The sequence below is a fragment of the Blautia sp. AM42-2 genome, from assembly GCF_003480245.1.
Classification (GTDB): domain Bacteria; phylum Bacillota; class Clostridia; order Lachnospirales; family Lachnospiraceae; genus Fusicatenibacter; species Fusicatenibacter saccharivorans.
In genome coordinates this window covers 122863-146937 of the sequence record NZ_QUIM01000004.1, presented here as the reverse complement: position 1 = coordinate 146937, position 24075 = coordinate 122863, and the positions used below count along the sequence as shown (strand labels likewise).

Sequence of the window (24075 nt, the reverse complement as noted above, 5' to 3'; positions counted from 1 at the left end):
GCTCCTCCTTATCAATCGGAAAGTTTCGGATCGAGTGCATCGCGAAGTCCGTCGCCTAACAGGTTAAAGCTCAGTACGGTAAGGAAAATCGCAAGACCCGGGAAAATCGTCACATACATTGCACTTGCCATATAGTTTCTTCCGTTGGAAAGAAGCAGTCCCCATTCCGGTGTCGGCGGCTGTGCTCCCATTCCCAGGAAGGAAAGGCTCGATGCCGTCAGAATGGAAGATCCAAACGACATGGAATACTGTACAATGATGTCCGGAATGGCTCCCGGCAGAATATGGTGAAACAGAATTCTCGCATCGGAAACACCGATGTTCCGTGCCGCCAGGACAAAAACGGAATTTTTCAGGGTCAGCGTTTTGCTTCGGACAAGCCGTGCGAAGGTCGGTGTAGAAAAGACAGCGACCGCAATCACAACGTTTGTCATGCCGCTTCCGAGGATTGCCACGATGGCGATTGCAAGAATCAGTCCCGGAAAAGCGAACAGGACATCGCAGATTCTCATAATAATAGAATCAATCCATCCGCCGTAATATCCGGCCAGAAGTCCGAGAATGGTACCACAGACTGCACCGACCGTAACAGCGCCGAATCCGACCGCAAGTGAAATCCGGGTTCCACAGATGATACGGGAAAACAGATCCCGTCCAAACTCATCTGTTCCAAACAGGTGCTTCATACTTGGTCCCTGCAGAATCGCATTGTAATCATACTCATTGATTCCGTACGGCACAATTTTGCTTCCGAAAAACGCAAGGAAAATGAGAAAAATGATAAAACAAAGCGCAACTACTGCATTTTTCTGTTTTTTAAATTTTCGAACCATCTCAGAAAACGGAGTTTTAATTCTCTCCTGGTTCTCGGTCTGTACTTTTTTCTTTTCTTTCATTCCACTCATCTCCTACTGAAGTTTAATTTCCGGATTCAGAACCGCATAGAGGATATCGACAATCAGGTTGATGACGATAAACTGCAGCGAAAAGATCAGAATCAGGGACTGGATTGCCGGATAATCTCTGTAATTGACCGATTCAATCAGAAGGGAGCCAAGGCCAGGATAGGCAAATACCGTTTCTGTGACAACAGAACCTCCCAGCAGAAAGCCGAACTGCAGACCCACAACCGTCACGACGGAGATCATGGAGTTGCGGAAAACATGCTTCCAGATCACAACCTTTTCTTTGATTCCTTTTGCTCTTGCTGTTCTGACGTAATCTTCTTTTAAAACCTCAATAATGGAGGATCTTGTAAATCGTGCGATCACGGCTGCAATTCCGACGCCAAGCGTAATAGACGGCATAATCAGACTTTTCAGGCTCGTTCCGCTTGTTGTCGGCAGAATTCGCAGTTTTACCGCAAACAGCATAATCAGCAGAAAGCCGATCCAGAACGAGGGGAGCGAAATACCCGAGACCGCAATCGTCATTCCGGTATAATCCTGCCATTTTCCCCGGTGTGTTCCGGACCACACACCAAAGAGCACGCCCACAACCGAGCTCCACAGCAATGTGACAAATGCCAGACGGACGGTATTTCCGAATCTTCCCGCAACCTCCTTTGTAACTGGCTGCTTTGTGCGAAGGGAGGTTCCGAGATTTCCTTTTAAAAGTCCTGTCACATAGGTAACATACTGTGTCGGAATGGATTTATTGAGGCCAAGCTCTTCTCTTACTGCCTCTACGTCATCCTGTGTTGCCTGCTCTCCTGCAACGAGTCTCGCCGGATCTCCCGGAATCAGGCGGACAAAGAAAAATACAAATGTAACAACAATAATCAGTGTGGGGATCGTACCCACAATACGCTTCAGTATATATTTTGGCATATTGTATCTCCTACTTTCATGCTTATCCTACAGGTACAATCCCACGGATCACTGCCTGCTTTCCTGTTTGTAAGAAACCGGCGCCCTCTTTTGATGGAAGGACGCCGGGGTCTTTTTCATATCCTTATTTCAGTCTGCCGTTATTCGGCTGCCATTCTGGCATTTCTCATGCCGATGCTTCCATCGCCTAACAGATATACTCCGGTAATGTTGTTGCTGGTTGCCCAGATGTTTTTATCGCTTGCGATGCAGAGCAGCGGAAGATCCTTCCATACAGTATCCTGTACTTCTGCATAGATCTCACCACGTTTGTCTTCATCTGCTGTTGCAAGACCATCTTTGAGAAGCTGATCTACTTTTTCATTCTCATAGTAGCTGATGTTGTAGCTCATCGGCGGTTCAGATTCGGTTGCCAGCATCGGGCGAAGTCCCCAGTCAGCATCACCGGTGGAAGTAGACCATCCGCTTAAGTAGCAGTCAACCTCGGCATCTGCTCCTGCGCAGTCAGCTCCCTGAACCTTTTCATTCAGAACGGCATTTTCCATTCCGTTCAATTCCAGATCAATACCAACCTCAGAAAGCTGCTGTTTGTAGAACTCTGCTTTTTTCTGATTTGCTGTCGTGTTGCTGTACATCAGTGTTGTGGTAAATCCATCCGGATATCCTGCTTCCTTTAACAGCTCTTTTGCTTTTTCCGGATCGTAGGAATACGGATCATTTCCTTTGTAGTGCTGTACTTCTTCTCCTACCATAGAAGTTGCCACAGAACCGTAACCGTTCATAACGACCTGGATATATGCCTCTTTGTTGATTGCATAAGCCATTGCCTCACGAACCTTAACATCGTTGAACGGTGCTTTCTGTGTATTCATGAAGAAGTACCATACGGCGATGCTGTCGCCCATTCCAACGGATACGTTGCTGTCACCTTTTAAGGTGTCAACGCTTTCGGTCGGTACAGACCACATAATCTGTGCGTCACCTGCCTGAATTGCAGATACACGGGTAGCACTTTCTGCAACCGGTTTGAATGTGATGCTCTTAAATCCTGCATCCGCATCTGCCAGAGCAGTTCCGCCGCAGACGTCTGCATCATATCCCCACCATTCTTTGTTCAGCTCTACTTTCATATGGTCACCGGCAACCCACTCAACAAATTTGTACTGGCCGGTTCCTACCGGTGCCTGTGCACAGGCATCTTCTCCTGCTTCAATCTGTTTCGGGCTCATGATCAGCGTAGCCGGATGTGCCAGGTTGCTGATGAAAGCACCGAATGACTGTGTTAAATAAATTTTAACGGTATAATCATCTACCTTCTCTGCATGATCCAGAACATTGCAGAGGAATGTAGTACGTTTCAGTCCAAGGCTCTTATCTGCCCATTTGTTTACGTTTGCAATCAGGGCATCTGCATTCCACGGAGTTCCATCGGTAAAGCTTACGCCCTCACGAAGATGAATCGTATACTCGGTTGCTTCGTCATTTGCTTCATAGCTGGTTGCCAGCATCGGAATGATCTGCATATTCTCATCAAATCCAAACAAACCGTCCATCATCATTCGCTGTACACCACCGGAAAGTGTATCGGAAGTATCCATCGGATCCATGGTGGTAAAGTCTACAGCTACCATTGCCGTAACATCAGAATCCTGGGATACCGACTCGCCTGCCGGAATCGTGATGGTATTCTCCGTACCTGCTTCTGAACCGGATGAGGTCGATGCAGCGGATGCTGTTGATGTGCTCTTACTTGTGTCAGAAGAACCTGTCGATCCACATGCTGTCAGTGCCAGTGCCGTTGCTGCTGCAACCAGAGCACGCATTACATGTCTTTTTTTCATTGTTGTCTCCTCCTTTTCTGCAAGTGTTGCTGTTTTCTTTGTTCTTTCTTTTCACAGATAACAGAACCATGATATAAAAAAGAGCAAAGATGCCTTACCTTTTTTTTACAGCCCCTTTGCTTAATCGGTATTATAGATGTAATGCGTCACTATGTCAAAGCATTCTTCCTGATTTTTTCTTTTCTTTTTTGTCTTTTTGCATTTAGGTTGTTTATTTTCGTCAAAAATGATATAATTATCCTAATTTTTAACCCATTACCACTTTTTAGCAGGAAAAGAGGTCCCTTTATGAACAGAAAACAAAAGCTTGGCAACGTATTGATCATTTCTTCCCGGAAACGAATGCTTTCCGAATTTCAGTCTTATCTTCACTCCGTGCTCGGTGAATATCTCACCTTCAATACCCTTTTGAGAGAGCAGGCCACAGACCCCTCTCTCTTCCGGGGATACCAGTGCGTCCTTTTTCCAAGCGTCCGCGCCATGGAAACCTTTCCGCTTACCCTTGACTCCTCCATTTTGCAGCTCCCCTGCGACCGCGTTTTCAACCACATGTTCCTGGATAAAATCATTCAGATTCCGCCGCACGAACGTGTCTATCTGGTAAACGATGATAAATATTCCACGCTCGCTATCATTTCCCAGCTTGAGGAATGCGGCATCACCCAATATGACTTTGTTCCGTTTTATCCCGGATGCAAGGATACCGAGTCTGACATTCAGTTTGCCATCACCGCCGGCGAGCCGCAGCTCGTTCCTTCCCGCATTCCCAATGTACTGGATATCGGCAACCGTATCATCGATATTTCCACTATTTTACAGCTCTGCGAATATTTCAACATTCCTCTGCAGACCGTAAACCGTGTATCGCGCAATTATGTCAATCAGATTCTTCACACCGTCAAAACCTCAGAAACCTACTATACAAATTATGTACAGACCGAACAGCTCATGCAGGTTATCCTGTTCTCTCTTCCCATTGGCATCTGTCTGTTTGGTGCGGATGGCCGCATTCAGTTCATGAACGCTAAATTTGCACATGCCTTCTCGCTTCCCTCCTCCAACTTTGAAGGACAGCCTTTTTCGGAATGTCTTCCGCCTGCCTACGCGGACACTGCTTTCGACCGCAACGGTGACTGGACCATTCTCCTTTCGGATCAGAAAACACAGATCACGTTAAGCGTTCTCTCTATGGTTTTTCCGGATACAGAGCCTGTTTTTCTTGCGTTTCTTCCCGAGAGCAGATCCACGGAAATGTCGGTACCGAAAGACGAAAAAACGGAAGAAAGCACTTTTTTCGCTTCCTCCCGTACCTTTTCCCTTTCCCTGTCCCACGCAGATTCCGTCCAGAATCTGATGGCGCAGGCCAGACATCTTGCACTTTTTGATTTTCCGATTCTGATCCAGGGAGAAAGCGGTACACAGCGCAGGACACTCGCACGTGCGATCCACAATTTTTCGCGCCGCCATCATTATCCGTTTTCCGTTCTTCATTCTCCGGGAAATGATCTGACCGAAGCCTCCCTGCTCCGGCTTCTTGCCGAAACCAACCATGGCACACTCGTTCTTTCCCAGGTGGACCGTTTTCCGCTTTCCATTCAGGATCTGCTGGTCAATGTTCTTACCAATGTTCATGGTAACTTCTTTTCCGCACCGGAAACCCGCCGTTTCGATGTGCGGATCATTGCTATTGCGGATGATAACCTTTACAAAAAAGTAGAAAAAGGAACCTTCCTGCGGGAACTTTTTCACCTTTTAAGTGCTTCAGAGCTTCAGACAGTCCCGCTCCGCAGACGCAGGGAGGATATTCCCGATCTTCTCAATTACTTTCTGCTTCAGTTTTTCCACAACACCGATATGACCTGCGACCGGATCTTTTCGGAAGGGCTTCTGCGCTTTCTGAAGGAATATGCGTACCCCGGAAATATTCATGAGCTGTACAATCTGTCCTGCAGCCTGTTTACCCGGTACAGCAGCCATAAGCTGCAGCTTTCCGATCTGCCAACGTACCTCCGCTCCCGCCAGATGGCTGACGTTTCCCTCACCGACCTTCAATATCAGGTTCTTTCTTTCGTATCGACGCATCCGAAAGCAGGCCGCCTGGCAATCAAAAACGGACTGGCCGACGGAGAAACCTTTGTATCCGAAGCGGCTCTGCGCACCGTACTCGGAGAGCTTTCTTCCGCCGGTTATCTCATCGTGCACCGGACAAAAGGCGGATGTGAAATTTCCGAGCTGGGGCGTATGGTTCTGGAAAAATAATTTATTTCAGAAATCCCGGTATTTCCAGAAATTCTGCAAGGCTGCGGTATCTGGCTCCGTCCAGGCCTCTTTTTTCCTTTGCGGTTACCATAGAGTTCAGGATCGCTTCCTCCACAGCCTCTGCCGCTGCTTCAAATGCCTCGTTGATTTTTTCTTCTTTTATCCGGGCACACACTTCCACCTCACATGTACTCTTTGTGTCTACGCGGTTTGCTGTTGTAAATCCGATCATGATTTCACCGCTTCCGTGGCCGGTGTAGGCTCCTGTTCTGGCGATTCCAACTCCACAGCGGCGGATAATCCGGTACAGCTGCCGCTCCGATACCGGAAGGTCTGTTGCCAGAACCGTCATAATTGATCCCCGGTCTTCGGCGCTGCTTCCGCATTCTTCCTTCCGGATCCGCTCCAGAATCTTCTCTCCTGCCGGTTTTCCACTGATTTTCAAATCTCTGGTTGCCCCGAAATTTGACTGTACCAGAACACCAATGGTATATGTTTTTCCGTCAAGCACCAGCGTGCGGGATGCTGATCCGATTCCCCCTTTCAGCCCATAGCAGATAGTTCCTGTTCCGGCACCGATATCACCTTCCGCAAAGTCTGTATCCGCCTGCTCCAGTGCATGATACAGCTCTTTTTCCCCCACTACCCGGTTACAAATCTCATTGATTCTCGAATCATTACATTCTCCGACAACCGGATTGATGGAAAAAACATCTTCCCCTTCTTTTCGGGTCTGCTGTATCATCCATGAAATCATGGCATCCGCCACTTTTCCGACATTCAGTGTATTGGTCAGGGCAATGGGCGTTTCAAGAGTTCCGAGCTCCTGTACCTGCACAAGACCGCACGTTTTCCCGAAACCGTTATGCACGTAGGCAGACGCCAGGTACTTTTTCAGAAACGGATTGCCTTCTCCCGGCACAATCACCGTCACTCCGGTATGCTGATTGCCACTTTCCACCGTCGCATGGCCTACCCGCACACCGGGCACATCCGTAATTTTGTTTCGCGGTCCATTTTCATGATGTCCGATCCGATATCCGTAATCACTGATTCTTTTCTGTTTCATCCTGTTTCCTCCTCTTTTTATGATGTACTCCCGGAATTTTTCAGCTCACGCAAATACAGGCACAAAAAAGACTCCGAAGATACATTTTTCTCTCACTTTACGCTCTCTTCTCTCTTCTGTCCATACCTCTTCCCACAATTTTTCTTCTTTTCTTTATATTTTTTCCATTTCTTTTAGAATTTGGACACACTTTGCTCACATATTCCTTTTATAATAAAGCTCGGATAGTTGATAAACCACTCACTATCTCCCCCCTCATAAAAAGATGGCGATATACTTTTGTATATCGTCATCTTTGTTTTTACTGACAAAAACGCCCCCGGGCGGAAAACGTAACCACTTCCGTTTTCCGCCCGGGGGCATTCTTTCTTCCTTTTTGCTCAGGCCTCTGCAGCAGCTTCCTCTGCTTCCGCTTCTGCCATCGCCTGTTCGTACTGTTTCAGGATAATGGTCTGAATTTTTTCTCTGGTTCCGGAGTTGATCGGATGTGCGATATCGCGGTACTCCCCGTCCGTAGCCTTACGGCTCGGCATTGCGATAAACAGTCCTTTTTCTCCTTCAATCACCTTGATATCATGTACAACAAATTCGTCATCGATTGTGATAGACACAACCGCCTTCATTTTTCCTTCTTTTGTTACCTTGCGTACTCTCACGTCTGTAATGTTCATAAACTTTTATGCCCCTTTCACCCCATAATCAGATGGCGTATCTTTCGTTTTTTTCGACAACAATTTTGATGCCGTCCTCCCCACAGTGATAGGAGTTTGCACGGATGGTGTCCCTGCTCTCCACAATACAGTTTTCAATGTGAGTGTTGTCTCCGAGATATACATCATTTAAGATGATAGAATTTTTAATCACACAGTTGTTTCCAACATATACCTTCTTGAACAAAACAGAGTTCTCAACCTGTCCGTTGATGATACAGCCGCTGGATACAAGAGAATTTTTCACTGTGCAGCCAGGATTGTATTTTGCCGGCGGAAGATCGTCGATCTTGGAGTAGATGCCCGGATACTGTCCGAAGAAGTAATCTCTTACCTCCGGTTTCAGGAAATCCATGTTGGTTCTGTAATAGGAATCTACGGTAGCAATGTTGCTCCAGTAGGTATTGATCTTGTATCCGTAAATCCGTTTCAGGTTTTTGTAACGGATTAAAATATCCTTTACAAAGTCGTAGCGGTCTTCCTGTGCGCTGCGCTCAATCATTTCGATCAGCTGGCGACGGCGGATGACATAGATACCGGTAGAGATCACGTTGGAGCTCGAAACCATCGGTTTTTCCTCGAACTCCTCGATGCGGCAGTCCTCATTCATCTTCAGGACGCCGAAGCGGCTGGTATCTGCTTCCTTTGAATCCGTGCATACCACGGTAACATCCGCACGTTTTGCAATATGGTATTCCAGTACCTTATTGAAATCCAGTTTGTATACGCCATCTCCCGATGCGATGACTACGTACGGTTCATGGCTGTTTTTCAGCCATGTCAGGTTCTGACTGATCGCGTCTGCCGTTCCACGGTACCACCAGCTGTTATCTGATGTAACGGTTGGAGAAAATACAAACAGACCGCCATGTTTTCTTCCGAAATCCCACCATTTGGAAGAGCTCAAATGTTCATTTAAAGATCTGGCGTTGTACTGTGTCAGGACAGCCACCTTCTGAATATGAGAGTTTGCCATGCTTGACAGCGCAAAATCGATGCTGCGGAAGCTGCCTGCGACCGGCATAGCTGCAACGGCTCTTTTATTGGACAGCTCTCTCATTTTGTTGTTGTTACCGCCTGCAAGAATAATTCCCAATGCTCTCATATTACTCACCGTCCTTTTCTACAATTGCTCCGCCGGACGGAAGTGTGCCATCCGGGTAATCCTCAAGGGAAGTTTCGCCGGAAATGCAGACATTCTTTCCAATGGTTACGCCATCCGGAATGACTGCCTTTTCTCCAACGGTCACAAGTCCGAATCCGTAAATATTCGGTTTTAAGACGTTCGGCGCTTCCTCGCCAACGCCCATCACAACATGTTTGCCGACATGTACGTTTTCTGCAATAATGGCCTTATTGACCTGGGTTCCCTCGCCGATTGTGCTGTGGCGCATAATAATAGAATCTCTTACAACAACACCCTTTTCAATGCGCACATCCGCACCGATGACGGAATTATGTACCTCTCCGTAGATTTCAGCGCCCTCGCCGATAATACAGCGGTCGATGACAGCGTCCCCGGAAACATACTGCGGACGGATGATATCACCTTTGGTATAGATCTTCCAGAACTCCTCATATAAATTGAATTCCGGAATAATATCGATCAGCTCCATATTTGCTTCCCAGTAGGAGCCAAGCGTTCCGACATCTTTCCAGTAGCCGTTGAACTCATACGCAAACAAACGTTTTCCGTTGTCGCGGCAGTACGGCAGAATATGTTTTCCGAAGTCACAACTCGGCTGATCCTTCAGGGCTGTCAGAGATTCCTTTAATGCTTTCCAGCTGAAAATATAGATGCCCATAGAAACGAGGTTGCTTCTCGGGTGCTCCGGTTTTTCTTCAAATTCGGTAATTCTTCCGTTTCCGTCTGTGATCATGACACCGAAACGGCTTGCTTCTTCGATCGGTACCGGCATACATGCGATGGTCACATCTGCGTGGTTTGCTTTGTGATAGTCAAGCATCACCTCGTAATCCATTTTGTAAATGTGGTCGCCGGAAAGAATCAGAACATATTCTGGATTGTATGTTTCCATATAAGCCATGTTCTGGTAAATTGCATTTGCAGTTCCTGTATACCATTCGCTGTTTGTACTTTTTTCATATGGCGGCAGAACGGTTACGCCGCCTTCGTTTTTATCGAGATCCCACGGAATACCGATTCCGATATGGGTATTCAGCCGCAGCGGCTGATACTGGGTCAGTACGCCTACCGTATCAATTCCTGAATTGATACAATTACTGAGCGGGAAGTCGATGATTCGATACTTTCCGCCAAATGCTACTGCCGGTTTTGCCACTTTCTCCGTGAGCACACCGAGACGGCTTCCCTGACCGCCTGCCAGCAGCATTGCTATCATCTCTTTCTTAATCATGCAATCACCTCTTGTCGTATCTAAAGATTTGCAGTAACTGTAAGAATGTACGGTTCTACGCTTACCGTTCACCGGTTTTCCGCGAGCGGTAACCTTCACTGCCCCCATTTCAGGCTTTGCCTTGCAAGAAGGGGCTGCTTACACCTGAATCACTTTCGCACGCAGCGAAACAGCACCTGCCTCCCTGTGTATGAAACAGCCACCATGCTGTCGGTTCTGGTTTTTCATATCCACGCACTTCTTTGATAACTACAATTAAAATTATATCACACTTCCGTCTCATTGTGAACATTTTTTATAATTTTTCTTTTATTTTATCTTATATTTTATTGATTTTGACTATGCATTTTATTTGTGTCAAAAATCGTATCATGATTTTCTACAATTTTCGACAGCGTATTCATTTATTTTTACCAGTTTTTGTTACATTTCGTTCATTTTAGTTTGCAATATTTCTTTTTGCATATGATCTGGTTTATAATACTTATCCATTGTTTTTTATTTCATTTTCGAATTCATCCGCTTTTTTTCTTTTACTTTTCCGGCAAATACGTGTATACTATTAGCCAGAACAGTTCCAGCCGGATTCCGGGGAACCGGCGCTGCATTTCGTTCTGTTCTTTCCTATATTAATCGAAAAATATGTATTGAGAAAATTTCCCCATTTTCAGTGAAAAGACACATTGAAGGAGATACCATGTACGAAGTAGATTTCAGTAAACCAATCCATATACATTTTATTGGCATCGGCGGCATCAGCATGAGCGGCCTTGCCGAGATTCTTTTAAAAGAAAGCTTTACAATTTCCGGTTCCGATGCAAAAGAAAGTGACCTGACCCGCCACCTGACTTCTCTTGGCGCACAGGTTTTCTACGGTCAGAAGGCAGAAAACATTCTTCCGGGAACCGACCTTGTTGTTTATACCGCAGCCATCCATCCGGACAATCCGGAATTTGCCGCTGCAAAAGCTGCCGGTGTTCCGATGCTGACCCGTGCCGAGCTGCTCGGACAGATCATGCGCAACTACGATACACCGATCGCCGTTTCCGGTACACACGGAAAGACGACAACAACTTCTATGCTCTCCCACATTCTGATGGCCGCTGACTGCGATCCGACTATTTCTGTCGGCGGTATTCTTCCGTCCATCGGCGGAAATATCCGTGTCGGCCATTCCGAAACCTTCCTGACCGAGGCATGCGAGTATACCAACAGTTTCTTAAGCTTCTTCCCGAAAATCGGCATTATCCTCAACATGGATGCAGACCATCTCGATTTCTTCAAGGATATCGATGACATCCGCCACTCCTTCCGTGCGTTTGCCCGTCTGCTCCCAACCGACGGCATGCTGATTATCAACGCCGATACGCCGAAATACGATTACGTGACCGAAGGTCTTGGCTGTAAGGTTGTCACCTACGCACTGGAGAACCAGGCTGCTGCTGACTATACCGCTGCCAATATTACCTACGATGAGCTGGATCACCCATCCTTCGACTGCATCTGCCGTGGCGAGCTGCGCGGTCGCTACACGCTGATGGTTCCGGGACTTCACAACGTTTCCAACGCCCTGGCTGCCATTGCACTGGCCGATGAACTGCAGCTGCCGGAAAACGCCATCCACGAAGGCTTTGCCACCTTCCGCGGAACCGACCGCCGTTTCCAGTATAAGGGTACATACCACGGAGCAAAGGTGATCGACGATTATGCGCATCATCCAACCGAAATCCGTGCAACGATGGAAGCCGCTGAAAACTGTGCGCACAGAACACTGTGGTGCGTCTTCCAGCCGCATACCTACACCAGAACGAAAGCGCTGCTCGATGATTTCGCCGCCGCTCTTTCCCTGGCAGACCATGTGGTTCTCGCCGATATTTACGCAGCCAGAGAAACCGATACGCTCGGCATCTCCTCCAAAGATATCCAGGAGCGCATTGTAAAACTCGGCACTGCCTGCGAATATTTCCCATCCTTTGCGGAAATCGAAAACTATCTGAACGAAAATCTTGCCGAGGGCGACATGCTGATCACCATGGGTGCCGGAGACGTTGTAAAAATCGGTGAGGAGCTTCTTGCTTCCGAAAAATAAAATCATTCTTTCGCTTTACCTGCTCCCTGTGGAAAATGGAGTTTCCCTTTTTCCACAGGGTCTTTTTTTGCTCCGAATCCACACAATCTGTCTTTTCGCCAAATAGTTACGCACATTTTTATTCACAGCTATTTTCCTGTATTTTCGCCTGTTTTCAGAGTTATCCACATTGTCCACAATTTTATACACATTTTTACGATCCACACAATGTGGATTCCCTGTGTATAACTTTGTTTACATAACGATATCACCAGAAAGTCCTATACTTCCCTGTTTTCCTCCATTTTTCAACATTTTTGGTAGATGATAATATTTCACAAAATGGATTTCTCCACATTATCCACATTGTCCACAGTCCTTTTTCATCCACCGTGCCTTTTTCCCGGAATGTTTTTTCCGCAAAACACCTATTCACTTGTCGAAAATACTGTGTTATACTTGATTGTGTATGAGAAGGCAAGACGTATAATAAAAAACAGATCGCTAAAAGTAAAAATCTGCCGCACGATAAGAACAGGATGGTGTAATTTTGAGTATGCTGACATTAAACAATGACTGCCTGGCCAGTGTGACTGCTGTGCCGGATCTTTTTCTGGAACAATATATGCCCGCAGCCAACGGAGAATTTGTAAAAGTGTACCTTTATCTGCTGAAGCTGGTCAAAGACCATCAGCAGGATTCCACTCTGTCATCGATGGCAGATTTTTTTTCCTGCACGGAAAACGATATCGTCCGTGCGCTGAAATACTGGGAGAAGCAGGGACTCCTCTCACTCTCCTACACCGCCGGGGAAAGCGTTCCGACCGGAATCGCCTTTCTGCCGCTTGTCCGGAAGGAAGAAAGCGGAATCCTTCCAACACCGGAATCCTCGATTTCCGGCCCAATTGCGGCTGCACCGGCTGTATCCGTTGAAATCCCGCAGACGGAACAGACCCCGGCTCCATCACCACAGCCGGCCGTTTCTGCCCCATCTGCCTCTTCTCCGGCAGATGATCTTTCCAGTTCCGGTATTTCCGGACAGTCAGCAGAAAAAAAACACGCTCCCGGCAGCCGCGAAGAACTGCAGCACGTTCTTTACGTTGCGCAGACGTATTTCGGTCATCTTCTGTCGCCGACGGAAATCGAATGCATCATGTTTTTCTATGATGATCTCCACTTTTCCGCGGATCTTCTGGAATACCTGGTGGAATACTGTGTTTCGAAGGGAAGCACCAGCATCCACTACCTGAAAAAGGTAGGACTCGCCTGGCAGGAAAGCGGAATCCGCGATGTTGCCTCTGCCAAACAGGAGACCACGACATTCAACAAACATTACTACACAATTTTGAAAGCATTCGGCATCCGCAACCGCGCACCGGTGGAAAAAGAAGCCGAGGTGATGGACCGCTGGCTGAATACCTACGGTTTTACAATTGATCTTATCACCGAAGCCTGTCAGCGCACCATTTCCAAGATCGGCCAGCCGAGCTTCCAGTACGCGGAAGGCATTCTCTCCAAATGGAAGGAACAGGGCGTCCGCTCCATGGCAGACGTCGAACAGCGCGATGCGGAGCACCAGAAAAGGAAGAAAACCGCTTCTGATCAGAATGCGGCACGAAAAACCGCTCCTGCTGCTTCAAGTAACCGCTTCAACAATTTCCATCAGAGAGAATACGACTACCAGAAGTTAGAAGAACAGCTTCTGAAATAACGCCCGGAGGACGAAACAACTATGGCACTGACAAACCCGCAATACGATGCGATTATGCGCATGTACAACGAACGGCAGCTCCGCCACCAGAGAGAACAGCAGGAGCACATCCGCATTGCTTATGAAAAGATTCCACGCCTTGCGGAAATCGACGCCGAGATTGCATCCCTCTCGGTCCGGAAAGCAAAAGCGATGCTGAACGGAGACGCTTCCATGGATCTCGACCTGAATGCTGCCATCCGTGACCGTTCCCAGGAACGCGCGGCGCTTCTTTCCATGCACGGCTACCCGGCAGACTATCTCGAGCTGACGTATGACTGCCCGCTCTGCCGCGACACCGGCTACATCAACGGCACGCAGAAATGCGCCTGCTTCAAAAAAGCTGCCGTCGATCTTCTGTACCGGCAGTCCAACGTGGAGGAGCTTCTGAAAACCGAAAATTTCAGCCAGTTCTCCCTGGATTACTACTCGGACAGCCTGACCAGTACCGGAACACCGCTCACTTCCCGCGAGGCCGCTGCTGCCGCGCTCGAAAAAAGCCAGGCGTTCGTCCGCAATTTCGGCTCGTCGTTTGAAAATCTCTTCTTTTACGGCGACACCGGTGTCGGAAAAACGTTTCTTTCGCACTGTATTGCCCGCGAGCTGATCGAGCAGTCGTTCTGTGTGATTTATTTTACTGCATTTGATCTGTTTGACCTGTTTGCACGCTACACCTTTTCCAGTTCAGAAGAAGCAAAAGACGCTCACGCCAATATCTTTGACTGCGATCTTCTGATCATCGATGATTTAGGTACGGAACTGACCAACAGCTTCGTCTCTTCCCAGCTCTTTCTCTGCATCAACGAACGCATCCTGCGGAAGAAATCGACGATCATCTCCACGAACCTGCCCCTTGACCGCTTCATGGAGACGTACTCGGAACGTACCTTTTCACGAATTTCAAGTAACTACACCATCATTAAACTTTTTGGAAACGATATTCGGATCCAGAAAAAACTTTTGGGAGGAACCAAAGCATGAGTAAGGGAACTGAAGGACATTTTGACACACTGCCAATTGGAAGACTGGGACTGATCCCGCTGAACAGCAGCGCCGCACTTGGAAAAAAGGTCGACGATTATCTGGTCAGCTGGAGAAAAGGACGCGGCAATGAATTTGCGGAAAAATATGTCGCTGCCTATGAAGGATATGAGCGTGACAGCTACATTATCCAGTCTCAGGTTCCGCGTTTCGGTTCAGGCGAGGCAAAGGGTATCATCAACGAATCTGTCCGCGGTGACGATATCTACATTCTGCTCGATGTCTGCAACTACAGCCTGACCTATTCTCTGTGCGGCTACACCAACCACATGTCTCCGGACGACCACTTCCAGGATCTGAAGCGTGTCATCGCAGCCATCGGTGGAAAAGCCCGCAGAATCAATGTCATTATGCCATTCCTGTATGAGAGCCGCCAGCACAAGAGATCTGGAAGAGAGTCTCTCGACTGCGCACTTGGTCTGCAGGAGCTGACTGCTATGGGCGTAGAAAACATCATCACCTTCGACGCTCACGACCCGCGTGTCCAGAACGCGATTCCGCTGCATGGATTTGAAACCATCCAGCCGGCTTACCAGTTCATCAAAAACATCCTGCGCAATGCACCGGATATGAAGCTCGACAAGGATCATCTGATGGTCATCAGCCCGGATGAGGGCGGTATGGGCCGTGCTATCTACATGGCAAACAACCTCGGTGTTGACATGGGTATGTTCTACAAACGCCGCGACTACTCTACCATCATTGACGGACGCAACCCGATCGTTGCCCATGAGTTCCTCGGTGCTGATGTCAAAGGTAAGGATATGATCATCATCGACGATATGATCTCCTCCGGCGAGAGTATGCTGGAAGTTGCCAAACTCTTAAAGGATCGTGAGGCACGCAACATCTACATGTGCTCGACCTTCGGACTGTTCACCAGCGGACTGGAGAAATTCGACAAGGCTTATGAGGAAGGACTCTTCACAAAAGTTCTGACCACCAACGTCGTATACCAGACACCGGAGCTTCTCTCCCGCGAATATTACATCAGCTGCGACCTGAGCAAATATATCGCTCTCATCATCGACAAGCTGAATCACGACGCCTCCATCAGCGGACTGCTGGATCCGGCGGATCGTATTCAGAAAGTTATTAAGAAATTTAAGAATCACGAGAAGATCTGATATTCCAGGGTTCAAAGTTCGAAAGCTGTTCGTGCTTGTACGATAAAGCGTTCGAATTTGGAACCCGCCAAACATGAGGAAGCAGCGCCAGCGGATTCCGAATGTTTGCAGAATCGCGGAACAATTCGTGAATATCCACAAACGCCGAAACTGTCACGAAAACGGTTTCGGCGTTTTTTTATATTTTTAGCAAATTCTTGCTAGTTTTTTCTTTTTTCGGCTGTATAATGAAATTACATTGTACGACGAAGGAGGTATCACACATGCAATTTGGACATTTTGATGATGCGAAAAAAGAGTATGTCATCACAAGCCCGAAGACTCCGCTTCCGTGGATCAACTATCTGGGATCTGAGAACTTCTTTTCTCTGATTTCCAATACCTGCGGCGGATACAGCTTCTACAAGGACGCAAAACTTCTGCGTCTGACCCGTTACCGTTATAACGATACGCCGCTCGATCAGAACGGACGCTACTACTACATCAAGGACGGCGATACCGTCTGGAACCCGGGCTGGCAGCCGACCCAGACGCCGCTCGATTCCTACGAGTGCCATCATGGCCTTGGCTACAGCCGCTTTGTTTCTTCCAAAAACGGAATCGCTGCTGAACTGACCGCTTTTGTTCCGCTGGCAGATTCCTGCGAAGTAAACCGTCTCATGCTGACCAACAACGGCACCGAAGAAAAAACACTGGCTCTGACTTCTTTTGTAGAGTTCTGCTTCTGGAACGCCGTGGACGATATGACCAACTTCCAGAGAAACTTCAGCATCGGCGAAGTTGAGATCCAGGGTTCTGAGATTTACCACAAAACTGAGTACCGCGAGCGCCGCAGACATTACGCTGTTTATGCAGTCAACTGCCCGATCAACGGATACGATACCGACCGCGACGCTTTCCTTGGCGCTTACCGCGGAAATGACCACCCGGAGACCGTTCTGCGCGGCACTGCAGGCAACACCGTTGCCAGCGGATGGGGTGTGATCGGTTCCCACCACATCGACGTTACCTTAAAACCAGGCGAGTCCCGCTCCTTTATCTTCGTTCTCGGCTACTGTGAGAATGCAGCGGATGACAAATGGGAAGCTCCTGGCGTGATCAACAAAAAACCGGCAAAAGAGATGCTCTCCCACTATCAGACCGACGAGCAGGTTGACGCAGCACTTGCAGAGCTTGCTTCCTACTGGGAAGGCCTGCTGGCAAAATATGCGCTCTCCTGTGCAGATGAAAAACTGGGACGCATGGTCAACATCTGGAACCAGTATCAGTGTATGGTTACCTTCAACATGTCACGTTCCGCATCCTACTTTGAGTCCGGCACCGGCCGTGGCATGGGCTTCCGTGACTCCTGCCAGGATCTGCTCGGCTTCGTTCATCTGATCCCGGATCGCGCAAGAGAGCGTCTGCTCGATATTGCCGCTACCCAGTTTGAAGACGGAAGCGCATACCATCAGTACCAGCCACTGACGAAGAAAGGAAACATGGATATCGGAAGCGGCTTCAACGATGACCCGCTCTGGCTGATCGCCGGATGTGCCGCCTATATCAAAGAGACCGGAGATTTCTCTATTCTCGACGAGCAGGTTGATTTCGACAACGATTCCACCAAGGCACAGCCTCTGATGGAGCACCTGAAACGTTCCTTCGACTTTACCGTAACCCATCTCGGACCGCACAAACTGCCGCTCATCGGCCGTGCAGACTGGAATGACTGTCTGAACCTGAACTGCTTCTCTGCAGAGCCGGGCGAACCGTTCCAGACGACAGGACCTTCCGAGGGACCGGTTGCTGAGTCCATTTTCATCGCCGCTATGTTCGTGAAATACGGCAAAGAGTACGCAGCCATCTGCCGCCGCAGAGGCAATGAGGAAGAAGCTGTTTACGCAGAAAAAGAAGTCGAAAAAGTTTACCAGGCAGTCCTTGATGCAGGCTGGGACGGCGAATGGTTCCTGCGTGCTTATGATGCAGCAGGCGAAAAAGTCGGTTCCAATGAGTGTGAAGAAGGTAAGATCTACATCGAGCCGCAGGGCTTCTGTGTTCTTGCTGAAATCGGTGTCAAAGAAGGACTGGCAGAAAAAGCCCTGACTTCTGTCCAGAACATTCTGGAAACCAAGTACGGCGTTGTTCTTCTGCAGCCGGCTTACACCAGATATTACCTGAATCTTGGTGAGGTTTCCTCCTATCCGCCGGGATACAAAGAGAATGCTGGTATCTTCTGCCACAACAACCCATGGATCTCCATCGCTGAAACCGTTGTCGGCCACGGAAACCGCGCATTTGATCTGTACCGCAAGATCTGCCCGGCTTACATTGAGGACATCAGCGAGATCCACCGCACCGAGCCGTACGTCTACTCTCAGATGATCGCCGGAAAAGACGCTGCTCATTTCGGTGAGGCAAAGAACTCCTGGCTGACCGGTACTGCCGCATGGACTTTTGTCAATGTTTCCCAGTACATCCTCGGCATTCAGCCGGATTACGACGGACTGACCTTAAATCCGTGTATTCCGTCCAATATGGAAGAGTTCAAGATCCGCAGATACTTCCGCGGTGCATGGTATAACATCACCTTTAAGAATCCGGATCACAAAGAGAAGGGCATTTCTTCCCTCACGGTAAACGGAACCGCAGTAGAAGGAAATCTGATTCCGCTCACCGAAGGCTGCACCGAATATGATGTTGTTGCCGTAATGTAATTTTTCAAATTTCAAATTTCCATAAACACAAGGCGAGCCCCGGAAAGCACAACTGCTTTTTCGGGGCTCGTCCCTTTTATTCTTATTTTTTACTGCAGCTGCCGTCTCTCTCTGACACCGGAAAGATCTTTGATGACCTCTCCCGCCAGAATCAGTCCTGCTACGGACGGCACAAACGCTACGCTGCCCGGGATATCACGCCGCTCCGTGCATTTTCTTGCAGCTCCCGGAGGACAGATACAATTTGTCCGGCAGCTGATGCTCATATCCTCAAGCGGACGGAGGGATTTTTCCTCTGAATAAACCACTTTCAGTTTCTTCACGCCGCGTTTTTTCATCTCACGACGCATGACCTTTGCCAGCGGACACATGTTCGTTTTATAGATATCCGCCACGCGGAACTTCGTCGGGTCCAGCTTGTTTCCGGCTCCCATGCAGCTGATGACCGGCACATTGCACGCTTTGGCGCGCATGATAATCTCAATCTTCGCTGTCACCGTATCGACAGCATCCACCACGTATGAATACTTCGAAAAATCAAAATCGTCCGCATTTTCCGGCAGATAGAAGCATTTGTATACCTCTACCTCCGCTTTCGGATTGATATCCAGAATGCGTTCTTTCATTACGTCTACTTTATATTTTCCGACACTGCTTCTCGTCGCAATAATCTGACGGTTGATGTTGGTGAGGCAGACCTTATCATCGTCTACCAGCACAAAATGGCCGACACCGCTTCTTGCCAGTGCCTCCACGGTATAGCCGCCCACGCCGCCGATACCGAAAACGGCAACGGTTGCATTCGCCAGAAGATCCATGCTCTCCTGTCCGAGCAGAAGCTGTGTTCTGGAAAACTGATTTAATGCCATTTGTTTTCCTTCCTCCTTGTTTATAATCTCTACTACAATAATAGGTTATTTGCTTTTGTCTGTCAACACCTTACGGAACCAGCTCTGCGGAAACTCAAAAACAAAGAGAATGCCAAGCACAATCGCAACTGCATCCTTCAGTGTCAGAAATCCTCTTGCACCGGCGCGCTCCAGATCATTGGTTACCACGTAAAAAGCAGTCCAGTAGATGCCGCTTCCCGGCACCAGCGGGAAAATACCCGCAATCAGAAATACCGTTACCGGACAGCGCTTGTACACCGCAAAGCTGCGCGACAGAAGGATGACGAGCACCGTTGCAAAAAAGATGGACACCGGCTCTGTCGTATGCGGGAGGATCAGTTTATAGCAGATCCAGCCGCAGGCACCTGCCAGTCCGCAGTACAGGTAGTATTTCCGCGGCACCTGGAACAGCAGCGCAAACGCAATCGTTCCGACGCAGGCGGCAAAAAATTCCGCAATTAAACGAATGGTATCACTCATAGCTGCAGCCCTCCCGCCAGTTGATGATATCCTGTGATAATCAGTCCGACGCCGAGCGCAATACAGAATGTCACAAGCAGCGCATCGAGCATCCGCACGGAACCCGCGATGTAGTCCTGATCCGCAATATCACGGATGGCGTTCGTGAAATTGACACCGGGCACCAGCGGAATAATCGAACCGATGATGACCTTGTCCAGATGATGGCCGATCCCCGCCTGATACAGAAAAACGGCAATCAGTGTGACAAGCGCGCCGCCGGAAATATTCGTCGCAATTTTTGACATTCTGCCGCGCAGCAGGTACAGCAGATAGAAGTACAGAACAAAGCCCGACAGAAATGCTACCATGCTGTCCACCACATCGCCGCCGAACAGAAAACAGAAGCACGCGCTTCCGACACCGGATGCAAGTACCTGGTGCCATCTTGGTTTGTCCGGCATCCGCTGAATGTCGAGCAGCCAGGCCTTCGCCTCCTTCGGCGCGTGCAGCCCCTCCTCGATTTCGCGGGAGAGCTGGTTGACTGCCGTTACCTTGTCGAGCCGCGCCGCCGACAGCGGAATGTGACGCACGCGGGCAAATTCCTGCTTTTTTCCGCTCTCAGCTGTCAGGAAAATACCACTGCTCAACACAAACGCATCGCTGGAGTTGACGCCATACGCCCGTGCAATGCGGTCGATCGTCTCCTCCACACGGAAGATTTCCGCGCCGCTCGCCAGCAGGATGTCTCCCGCCAGCGATGCCACATCAAGCGCTTCTCTCGTCGATTCTGCGTTCATCTTTGTTTTCCTCCTTTTTCAAAACCGTATACCCATTTTCCTTTCAAAAACAGATACAGGAAAATGACAGAACTAATACTCCAGGTCAGCGGGTAAGCCCAGAAAATCACGCGGATATCCGGGATCAGCCGGACCGTCACGGTAATGTAGCTGACGCGGAACAGGCACCAGACGCAGAGCATGACAACCATGGGAACCGCGGCGTGCCCGGAACCGCGGAGCACAGCCGCGATGCAATGAGAAAACGCCAGCAGAAAATAAAACAGTGCAATCGTTCTCGCCTGCATCACGCCGTAATGGACAACGGCCGGATCGCTGTTAAACGCCGCAATCAAAGTCGGTGCGGCCGCATAGATCACAAACCCGATCAACTCGGCGATGGTAATGGAACAGAGAATGCCAAACCGCGCTCCTTTTTTCGCCCGGTCATACTGTTTTGCACCGAGATTCTGGCTGACAAACGTCGTTAATGCCATCGTAAAGCATGTAACCGGAAGGAATGCAAAACCCTCGATTTTTGCATATGAACCGCAGCCTGCCATCGCCATTTTCCCGAATGCATTGATGTTCGTCTGCACGAAAACGTTTGCGATCGAAATAACCGAGTTCTGGAAACCGGACGGCACACCGTTGCGGATAATCTCGCCAAGCGCCCGGCCGTCGAAACGGATTTTGCGGATATGAAGACGATACTCTTCCTTCGTCCGCAGCAGATGGATCATACAGAGAATCGCACTTGTAAACTGGGAAATTACCGTTGCAAGCGCTGCCGCACCGACCCCAAGGCCAAGGCCGCCGATAAAAAGCAGATCGAGCGCAACATTGATACACGATGACACGATCAGATAGATCAGCGGGTGGCGGCTGTCGCCGACGGACTGCAGAATGCCGACGAAAATGTTATACATGATAAAACCAAGAGATCCTGCAAAATAGGTACGGAAATATTCGACGGACTGCGGCAGGACATCGGACGGTGTTCCCATCAGCACAAGGATTCTCGGCGCCAGATACATGCCAAGCACAGTCAGCGCTGCACCGGCCGCCAGGCCGAACGCCACGGTCGTATGGATCGCTTTCTGCAGATCTTCCCGGTTTTTCGCTCCGTAATACCTTGCAATCACGACACCGGCGCCCATTGCGATACCGTTAATAAAACCAACCATCAGAAAGATCAGATTGCCCGAAGAGCTGACCGCTGCCAGTGCATTGCTTCCCAGAAAATTTCCTACAATCAGCGAGTCGGCCGTATTGTACAACTGCTGGAACAGATTACCAAGGAACAGCGGGATCGCAAACAGAATCATCTTTTTTGAAATACTGCCCTCCGTCATTCTTGTTTTACTTTCTGTATTCATTCGTAAAAACCCCCATTTCTTTTTCGTACAGTCAAAACCGGTCATCCGCAGGTTCCCGCCCGGTGCGTGTCCAGCCTTCTTTTCAGCAGACACGCACCGGAACTCACCCGAGATGACCGGTTTGGAAATATCCTTTTTTCTATTATATCGAACCTTCTCTGGAATGACAAGCCACAAATTCATGCAGAATGGCTTCGACACGTTCCAGCATCTCCTCTTCCGTGCAGAGTTCTTCCGGCCTCATGGATTCCAGGTAATCGTAGAATGCCGTGAGCACGCTCGGTTCCCGAATACTGAGGTAAATCAGCCGCTCTGTCCGCGTCTGGAACAGAAGATAGCCCTCATTTGCATTGACCGAAATGTTCAGTGCATGCTCTGCTCTCTCTTTCGTTTCCCGGATCATGCGAAGATTCGTGTGATCCCGCAGCGCCAGAAAGCGGCGGATCAGGGCAATACGCTCGTCAAAGTCCAGCGGAGAATAGCACTCTTTTGGATACTCATCCACGCGGCCCGTTTCCAGGAAACTTTTGACGCCGTCCTCTGAGAAAAACATCGTCGTTTTTTTATCCAGCACCTGTGTCTGCATCACCTTTGCGTACTGTGCAACCGCCCGTATCATCTGCTCACGCCCCGGCATTTCTTTTACGAGATGGCGCTCCAGCATTTCTGCTGTCAGAAGGCCGGAAAGACACGGCATTCTCTGAAAGAAATACCGCGGAGAATCTGACGCAACAAAGTGACGAATCAGCGTTTCCGTATAGCCAAGCTGGGACTGCACCGTGTCAAGACGTTCAAACAGCGGTTCCGACTGTTTTAAATAGCCTTCAAACATCTCACGCATCATCCGCAGCGTCGTTTCCTCCCGGAACAGAATTGCATTCTGGTAATCGGCACTGAATGCAAGTGCACAGTGTTCCGTCAGAATGAGATATGGGAACAGACGGAACTCATTCAGCCGCGCCGCCACATTGTCATAGTAGTACCAGGCACGGTAATCACAGCCACAGGCACAGATCGGCAGAATTTTCTGCAGACAACTCAGGTTGTAATTTTTCCGCATTGAAGTCAGCTTCTCGTTGTTGTTCATACAGAACAGATGGTGAATCGTCAAATTCGGGTTCTGTTCTCCGAGAACCTGCAGAAGTTCCATGGCAAAATCGAAGTCCGGCTGAACCAGAACGGAAATTTTTCCGTCTTCTTTTACAGCTTCACCGAAAAACAGCTGCAAAATTGCATGCCGCACATGTACTGCGCCCCGAAAGGGAATCTCTCCGCTCCCCCCGTTCAATTCCAGTTTTGCAATCTCCGCCTCATGGAAGATATATTCCTTTTTCCCCTCGCGGCAGCTGAACGTTTCAATCAGTTCTCCGACTGATTTGCGTCGGTAATAAACTTCCGCACCCATCCGGGCAATGTAAAACGCATTCATGAAATCTATTTTTTCCTGCGGCGTCAGCTGCATGAACTGCGCCATCTTGCGCACAACATCCTCTCCGGCCGGTTTTCGTTTTCCATTGATGATCTTATACATGGAAGAACGATCGAGTCCGCAGAACTGCGAAAGCGGGTAAACCCCGACATCCTTCATGGTGATATATTCGGATAATAAATCTGAAAAAACTGACATAGAGTCTCCTGTATCTTTATCTTTTGCGTCGATCTTTTTCCAAGATAATCAAAATTTTACCATATTCAGAAAAAATTGGCAATTCTTCTCTCGGACTTTACATATTGTTTCCCTCTTTTTACAGGATTTTCACACAGTTATGTAAAAACCGGCGGAAAATTCCGCCGGTTTTT

Annotated in this window: 18 protein-coding genes; 6 read left to right on the top strand and 12 right to left on the bottom strand. The window is 48.7% G+C overall.

What is annotated here, in order from left to right; all coding sequences use genetic code 11:
• Nucleotides 1-11: 11 nt before the first annotated feature.
• From DW915_RS07115 to DW915_RS07105, 3 genes are all read right to left on the bottom strand, one after another.
• A complete protein-coding gene (locus tag DW915_RS07115; protein ID WP_022463234.1) occupies nt 12-896 on the bottom strand; it encodes an ABC transporter permease subunit in 885 nt (294 codons plus the stop codon).
• Between the two features lie 12 nt (nt 897-908).
• Entirely contained in the window at nt 909-1829 is a 921-nt protein-coding gene (locus DW915_RS07110; RefSeq protein ID WP_055219236.1) for an ABC transporter permease, read from the bottom strand.
• A gap of 140 nt (nt 1830-1969) precedes the next feature.
• On the bottom strand, nt 1970-3670 hold the full coding sequence (locus DW915_RS07105) for a glutathione ABC transporter substrate-binding protein (protein WP_118741851.1): 1701 nt from the start codon (nt 3668-3670) through the stop codon (nt 1970-1972).
• Between the two features lie 288 nt (nt 3671-3958).
• On the opposite strand from DW915_RS07105, the gene DW915_RS07100 reads away from it, so the two are divergent.
• Nucleotides 3959-5929 (top strand): sigma 54-interacting transcriptional regulator, encoded by a 1971-nt coding sequence (locus tag DW915_RS07100; protein WP_118749998.1) that lies wholly within the window; start codon nt 3959-3961, stop codon nt 5927-5929.
• 1 nt (nt 5930) lies between these two features.
• Here DW915_RS07100 and DW915_RS07095 read toward each other — a convergent pair whose 3' ends face one another.
• The 4 genes from DW915_RS07095 to DW915_RS07080 form a co-directional block, all read right to left on the bottom strand.
• Entirely contained in the window at nt 5931-6998 is a 1068-nt protein-coding gene (locus tag DW915_RS07095; RefSeq protein ID WP_118601398.1) for a P1 family peptidase, read from the bottom strand.
• A 380-nt stretch (nt 6999-7378) separates the two neighbouring features.
• A complete protein-coding gene (spoVG, locus tag DW915_RS07090) occupies nt 7379-7669 on the bottom strand; it encodes a septation regulator SpoVG (protein ID WP_022463229.1) in 291 nt (96 codons plus the stop codon).
• A 28-nt stretch (nt 7670-7697) separates the two neighbouring features.
• On the bottom strand, nt 7698-8813 hold the full coding sequence (glgD, locus tag DW915_RS07085; RefSeq protein WP_022463228.1) for a glucose-1-phosphate adenylyltransferase subunit GlgD: 1116 nt from the start codon (nt 8811-8813) through the stop codon (nt 7698-7700).
• Between the two features lies 1 nt (nt 8814).
• A complete protein-coding gene (locus DW915_RS07080; protein WP_118741849.1) occupies nt 8815-10086 on the bottom strand; it encodes a glucose-1-phosphate adenylyltransferase in 1272 nt (423 codons plus the stop codon).
• A gap of 697 nt (nt 10087-10783) precedes the next feature.
• Between DW915_RS07080 and murC the strand changes: the two genes are divergently transcribed.
• The 5 genes from murC (at nt 10784) to DW915_RS07055 (ending at nt 18768) form a co-directional block, all read left to right on the top strand.
• Nucleotides 10784-12175: a UDP-N-acetylmuramate--L-alanine ligase gene (murC, locus tag DW915_RS07075; protein WP_118741848.1), complete on the top strand. Its 1392-nt coding sequence runs from the start codon at nt 10784-10786 to the stop codon at nt 12173-12175.
• 535 nt (nt 12176-12710) lie between these two features.
• Complete coding sequence (locus DW915_RS07070; protein ID WP_118741847.1) at nt 12711-13865, top strand: DnaD domain protein; 1155 nt, start codon at nt 12711-12713, stop codon at nt 13863-13865.
• A gap of 21 nt (nt 13866-13886) precedes the next feature.
• The gene (locus DW915_RS07065; protein ID WP_118741846.1) at nt 13887-14885 is read left to right on the top strand and encodes an ATP-binding protein; all 999 of its coding nucleotides are present in this window, start codon (nt 13887-13889) and stop codon (nt 14883-14885) included.
• Nucleotides 14882-16072 (top strand): ribose-phosphate pyrophosphokinase, encoded by a 1191-nt coding sequence (locus DW915_RS07060; protein WP_022463223.1) that lies wholly within the window; start codon nt 14882-14884, stop codon nt 16070-16072. The genes DW915_RS07065 and DW915_RS07060 overlap by 4 nt, the downstream gene beginning before the upstream one ends.
• A gap of 263 nt (nt 16073-16335) precedes the next feature.
• Nucleotides 16336-18768: a GH36-type glycosyl hydrolase domain-containing protein gene (locus DW915_RS07055; protein ID WP_118741845.1), complete on the top strand. Its 2433-nt coding sequence runs from the start codon at nt 16336-16338 to the stop codon at nt 18766-18768.
• Nucleotides 18769-18857: 89 nt separating this feature from the next.
• On the opposite strand, the gene DW915_RS07050 is transcribed toward DW915_RS07055, so the two are convergent.
• The 5 genes from DW915_RS07050 to DW915_RS07030 all read right to left on the bottom strand — a co-directional run bounded on the left by DW915_RS07050 (nt 18858) and on the right by DW915_RS07030 (nt 23902).
• Nucleotides 18858-19637, bottom strand: a complete 780-nt coding sequence (locus DW915_RS07050) for a tRNA threonylcarbamoyladenosine dehydratase (RefSeq protein WP_055226710.1) — start codon at nt 19635-19637, stop codon at nt 18858-18860.
• A 45-nt stretch (nt 19638-19682) separates the two neighbouring features.
• Nucleotides 19683-20138 carry a threonine/serine exporter family protein gene (locus DW915_RS07045; protein WP_117761736.1) on the bottom strand — a complete coding sequence of 152 codons (456 nt, stop codon included), beginning with the start codon at nt 20136-20138 and terminating at the stop codon, nt 19683-19685.
• Nucleotides 20135-20917 (bottom strand): threonine/serine exporter family protein, encoded by a 783-nt coding sequence (locus DW915_RS07040; RefSeq protein WP_055265622.1) that lies wholly within the window; start codon nt 20915-20917, stop codon nt 20135-20137. Before DW915_RS07040 ends, DW915_RS07045 begins: the two co-directional genes overlap by 4 nt.
• Nucleotides 20914-22275, bottom strand: coding sequence for an MATE family efflux transporter (locus tag DW915_RS07035; protein WP_118741867.1), 1362 nt, complete (start codon nt 22273-22275; stop codon nt 20914-20916). The genes DW915_RS07040 and DW915_RS07035 overlap by 4 nt, the downstream gene beginning before the upstream one ends.
• A 142-nt stretch (nt 22276-22417) precedes the next feature.
• On the bottom strand, nt 22418-23902 hold the full coding sequence (locus tag DW915_RS07030) for a hypothetical protein (protein ID WP_118741844.1): 1485 nt from the start codon (nt 23900-23902) through the stop codon (nt 22418-22420).
• Nucleotides 23903-24075: the final 173 nt, after the last annotated feature.

Coding starts and splice junctions, on each gene's coding strand:
- DW915_RS07055 (WP_118741845.1), top strand. CDS start 16,336: ATGCAATTTGGACATTTTGATGATGCGAAAAAAGAGTATGTCATCACA.
- DW915_RS07050 (WP_055226710.1), bottom strand. CDS start 19,637: ATGGCATTAAATCAGTTTTCCAGAACACAGCTTCTGCTCGGACAGGAG.
- DW915_RS07095 (WP_118601398.1), bottom strand. CDS start 6,998: ATGAAACAGAAAAGAATCAGTGATTACGGATATCGGATCGGACATCAT.
- glgD (WP_022463228.1), bottom strand. CDS start 8,813: ATGAGAGCATTGGGAATTATTCTTGCAGGCGGTAACAACAACAAAATG.
- DW915_RS07045 (WP_117761736.1), bottom strand. CDS start 20,138: ATGAGTGATACCATTCGTTTAATTGCGGAATTTTTTGCCGCCTGCGTC.
- DW915_RS07110 (WP_055219236.1), bottom strand. CDS start 1,829: ATGCCAAAATATATACTGAAGCGTATTGTGGGTACGATCCCCACACTG.
- spoVG (WP_022463229.1), bottom strand. CDS start 7,669: ATGAACATTACAGACGTGAGAGTACGCAAGGTAACAAAAGAAGGAAAA.
- DW915_RS07040 (WP_055265622.1), bottom strand. CDS start 20,917: ATGAACGCAGAATCGACGAGAGAAGCGCTTGATGTGGCATCGCTGGCG.
- DW915_RS07030 (WP_118741844.1), bottom strand. CDS start 23,902: ATGTCAGTTTTTTCAGATTTATTATCCGAATATATCACCATGAAGGAT.
- DW915_RS07070 (WP_118741847.1), top strand. CDS start 12,711: ATGCTGACATTAAACAATGACTGCCTGGCCAGTGTGACTGCTGTGCCG.
- murC (WP_118741848.1), top strand. CDS start 10,784: ATGTACGAAGTAGATTTCAGTAAACCAATCCATATACATTTTATTGGC.
- DW915_RS07035 (WP_118741867.1), bottom strand. CDS start 22,275: ATGAATACAGAAAGTAAAACAAGAATGACGGAGGGCAGTATTTCAAAA.
- DW915_RS07080 (WP_118741849.1), bottom strand. CDS start 10,086: ATGATTAAGAAAGAGATGATAGCAATGCTGCTGGCAGGCGGTCAGGGA.
- DW915_RS07100 (WP_118749998.1), top strand. CDS start 3,959: ATGAACAGAAAACAAAAGCTTGGCAACGTATTGATCATTTCTTCCCGG.
- DW915_RS07105 (WP_118741851.1), bottom strand. CDS start 3,670: ATGAAAAAAAGACATGTAATGCGTGCTCTGGTTGCAGCAGCAACGGCA.
- DW915_RS07065 (WP_118741846.1), top strand. CDS start 13,887: ATGGCACTGACAAACCCGCAATACGATGCGATTATGCGCATGTACAAC.
- DW915_RS07115 (WP_022463234.1), bottom strand. CDS start 896: ATGAAAGAAAAGAAAAAAGTACAGACCGAGAACCAGGAGAGAATTAAA.
- DW915_RS07060 (WP_022463223.1), top strand. CDS start 14,882: ATGAGTAAGGGAACTGAAGGACATTTTGACACACTGCCAATTGGAAGA.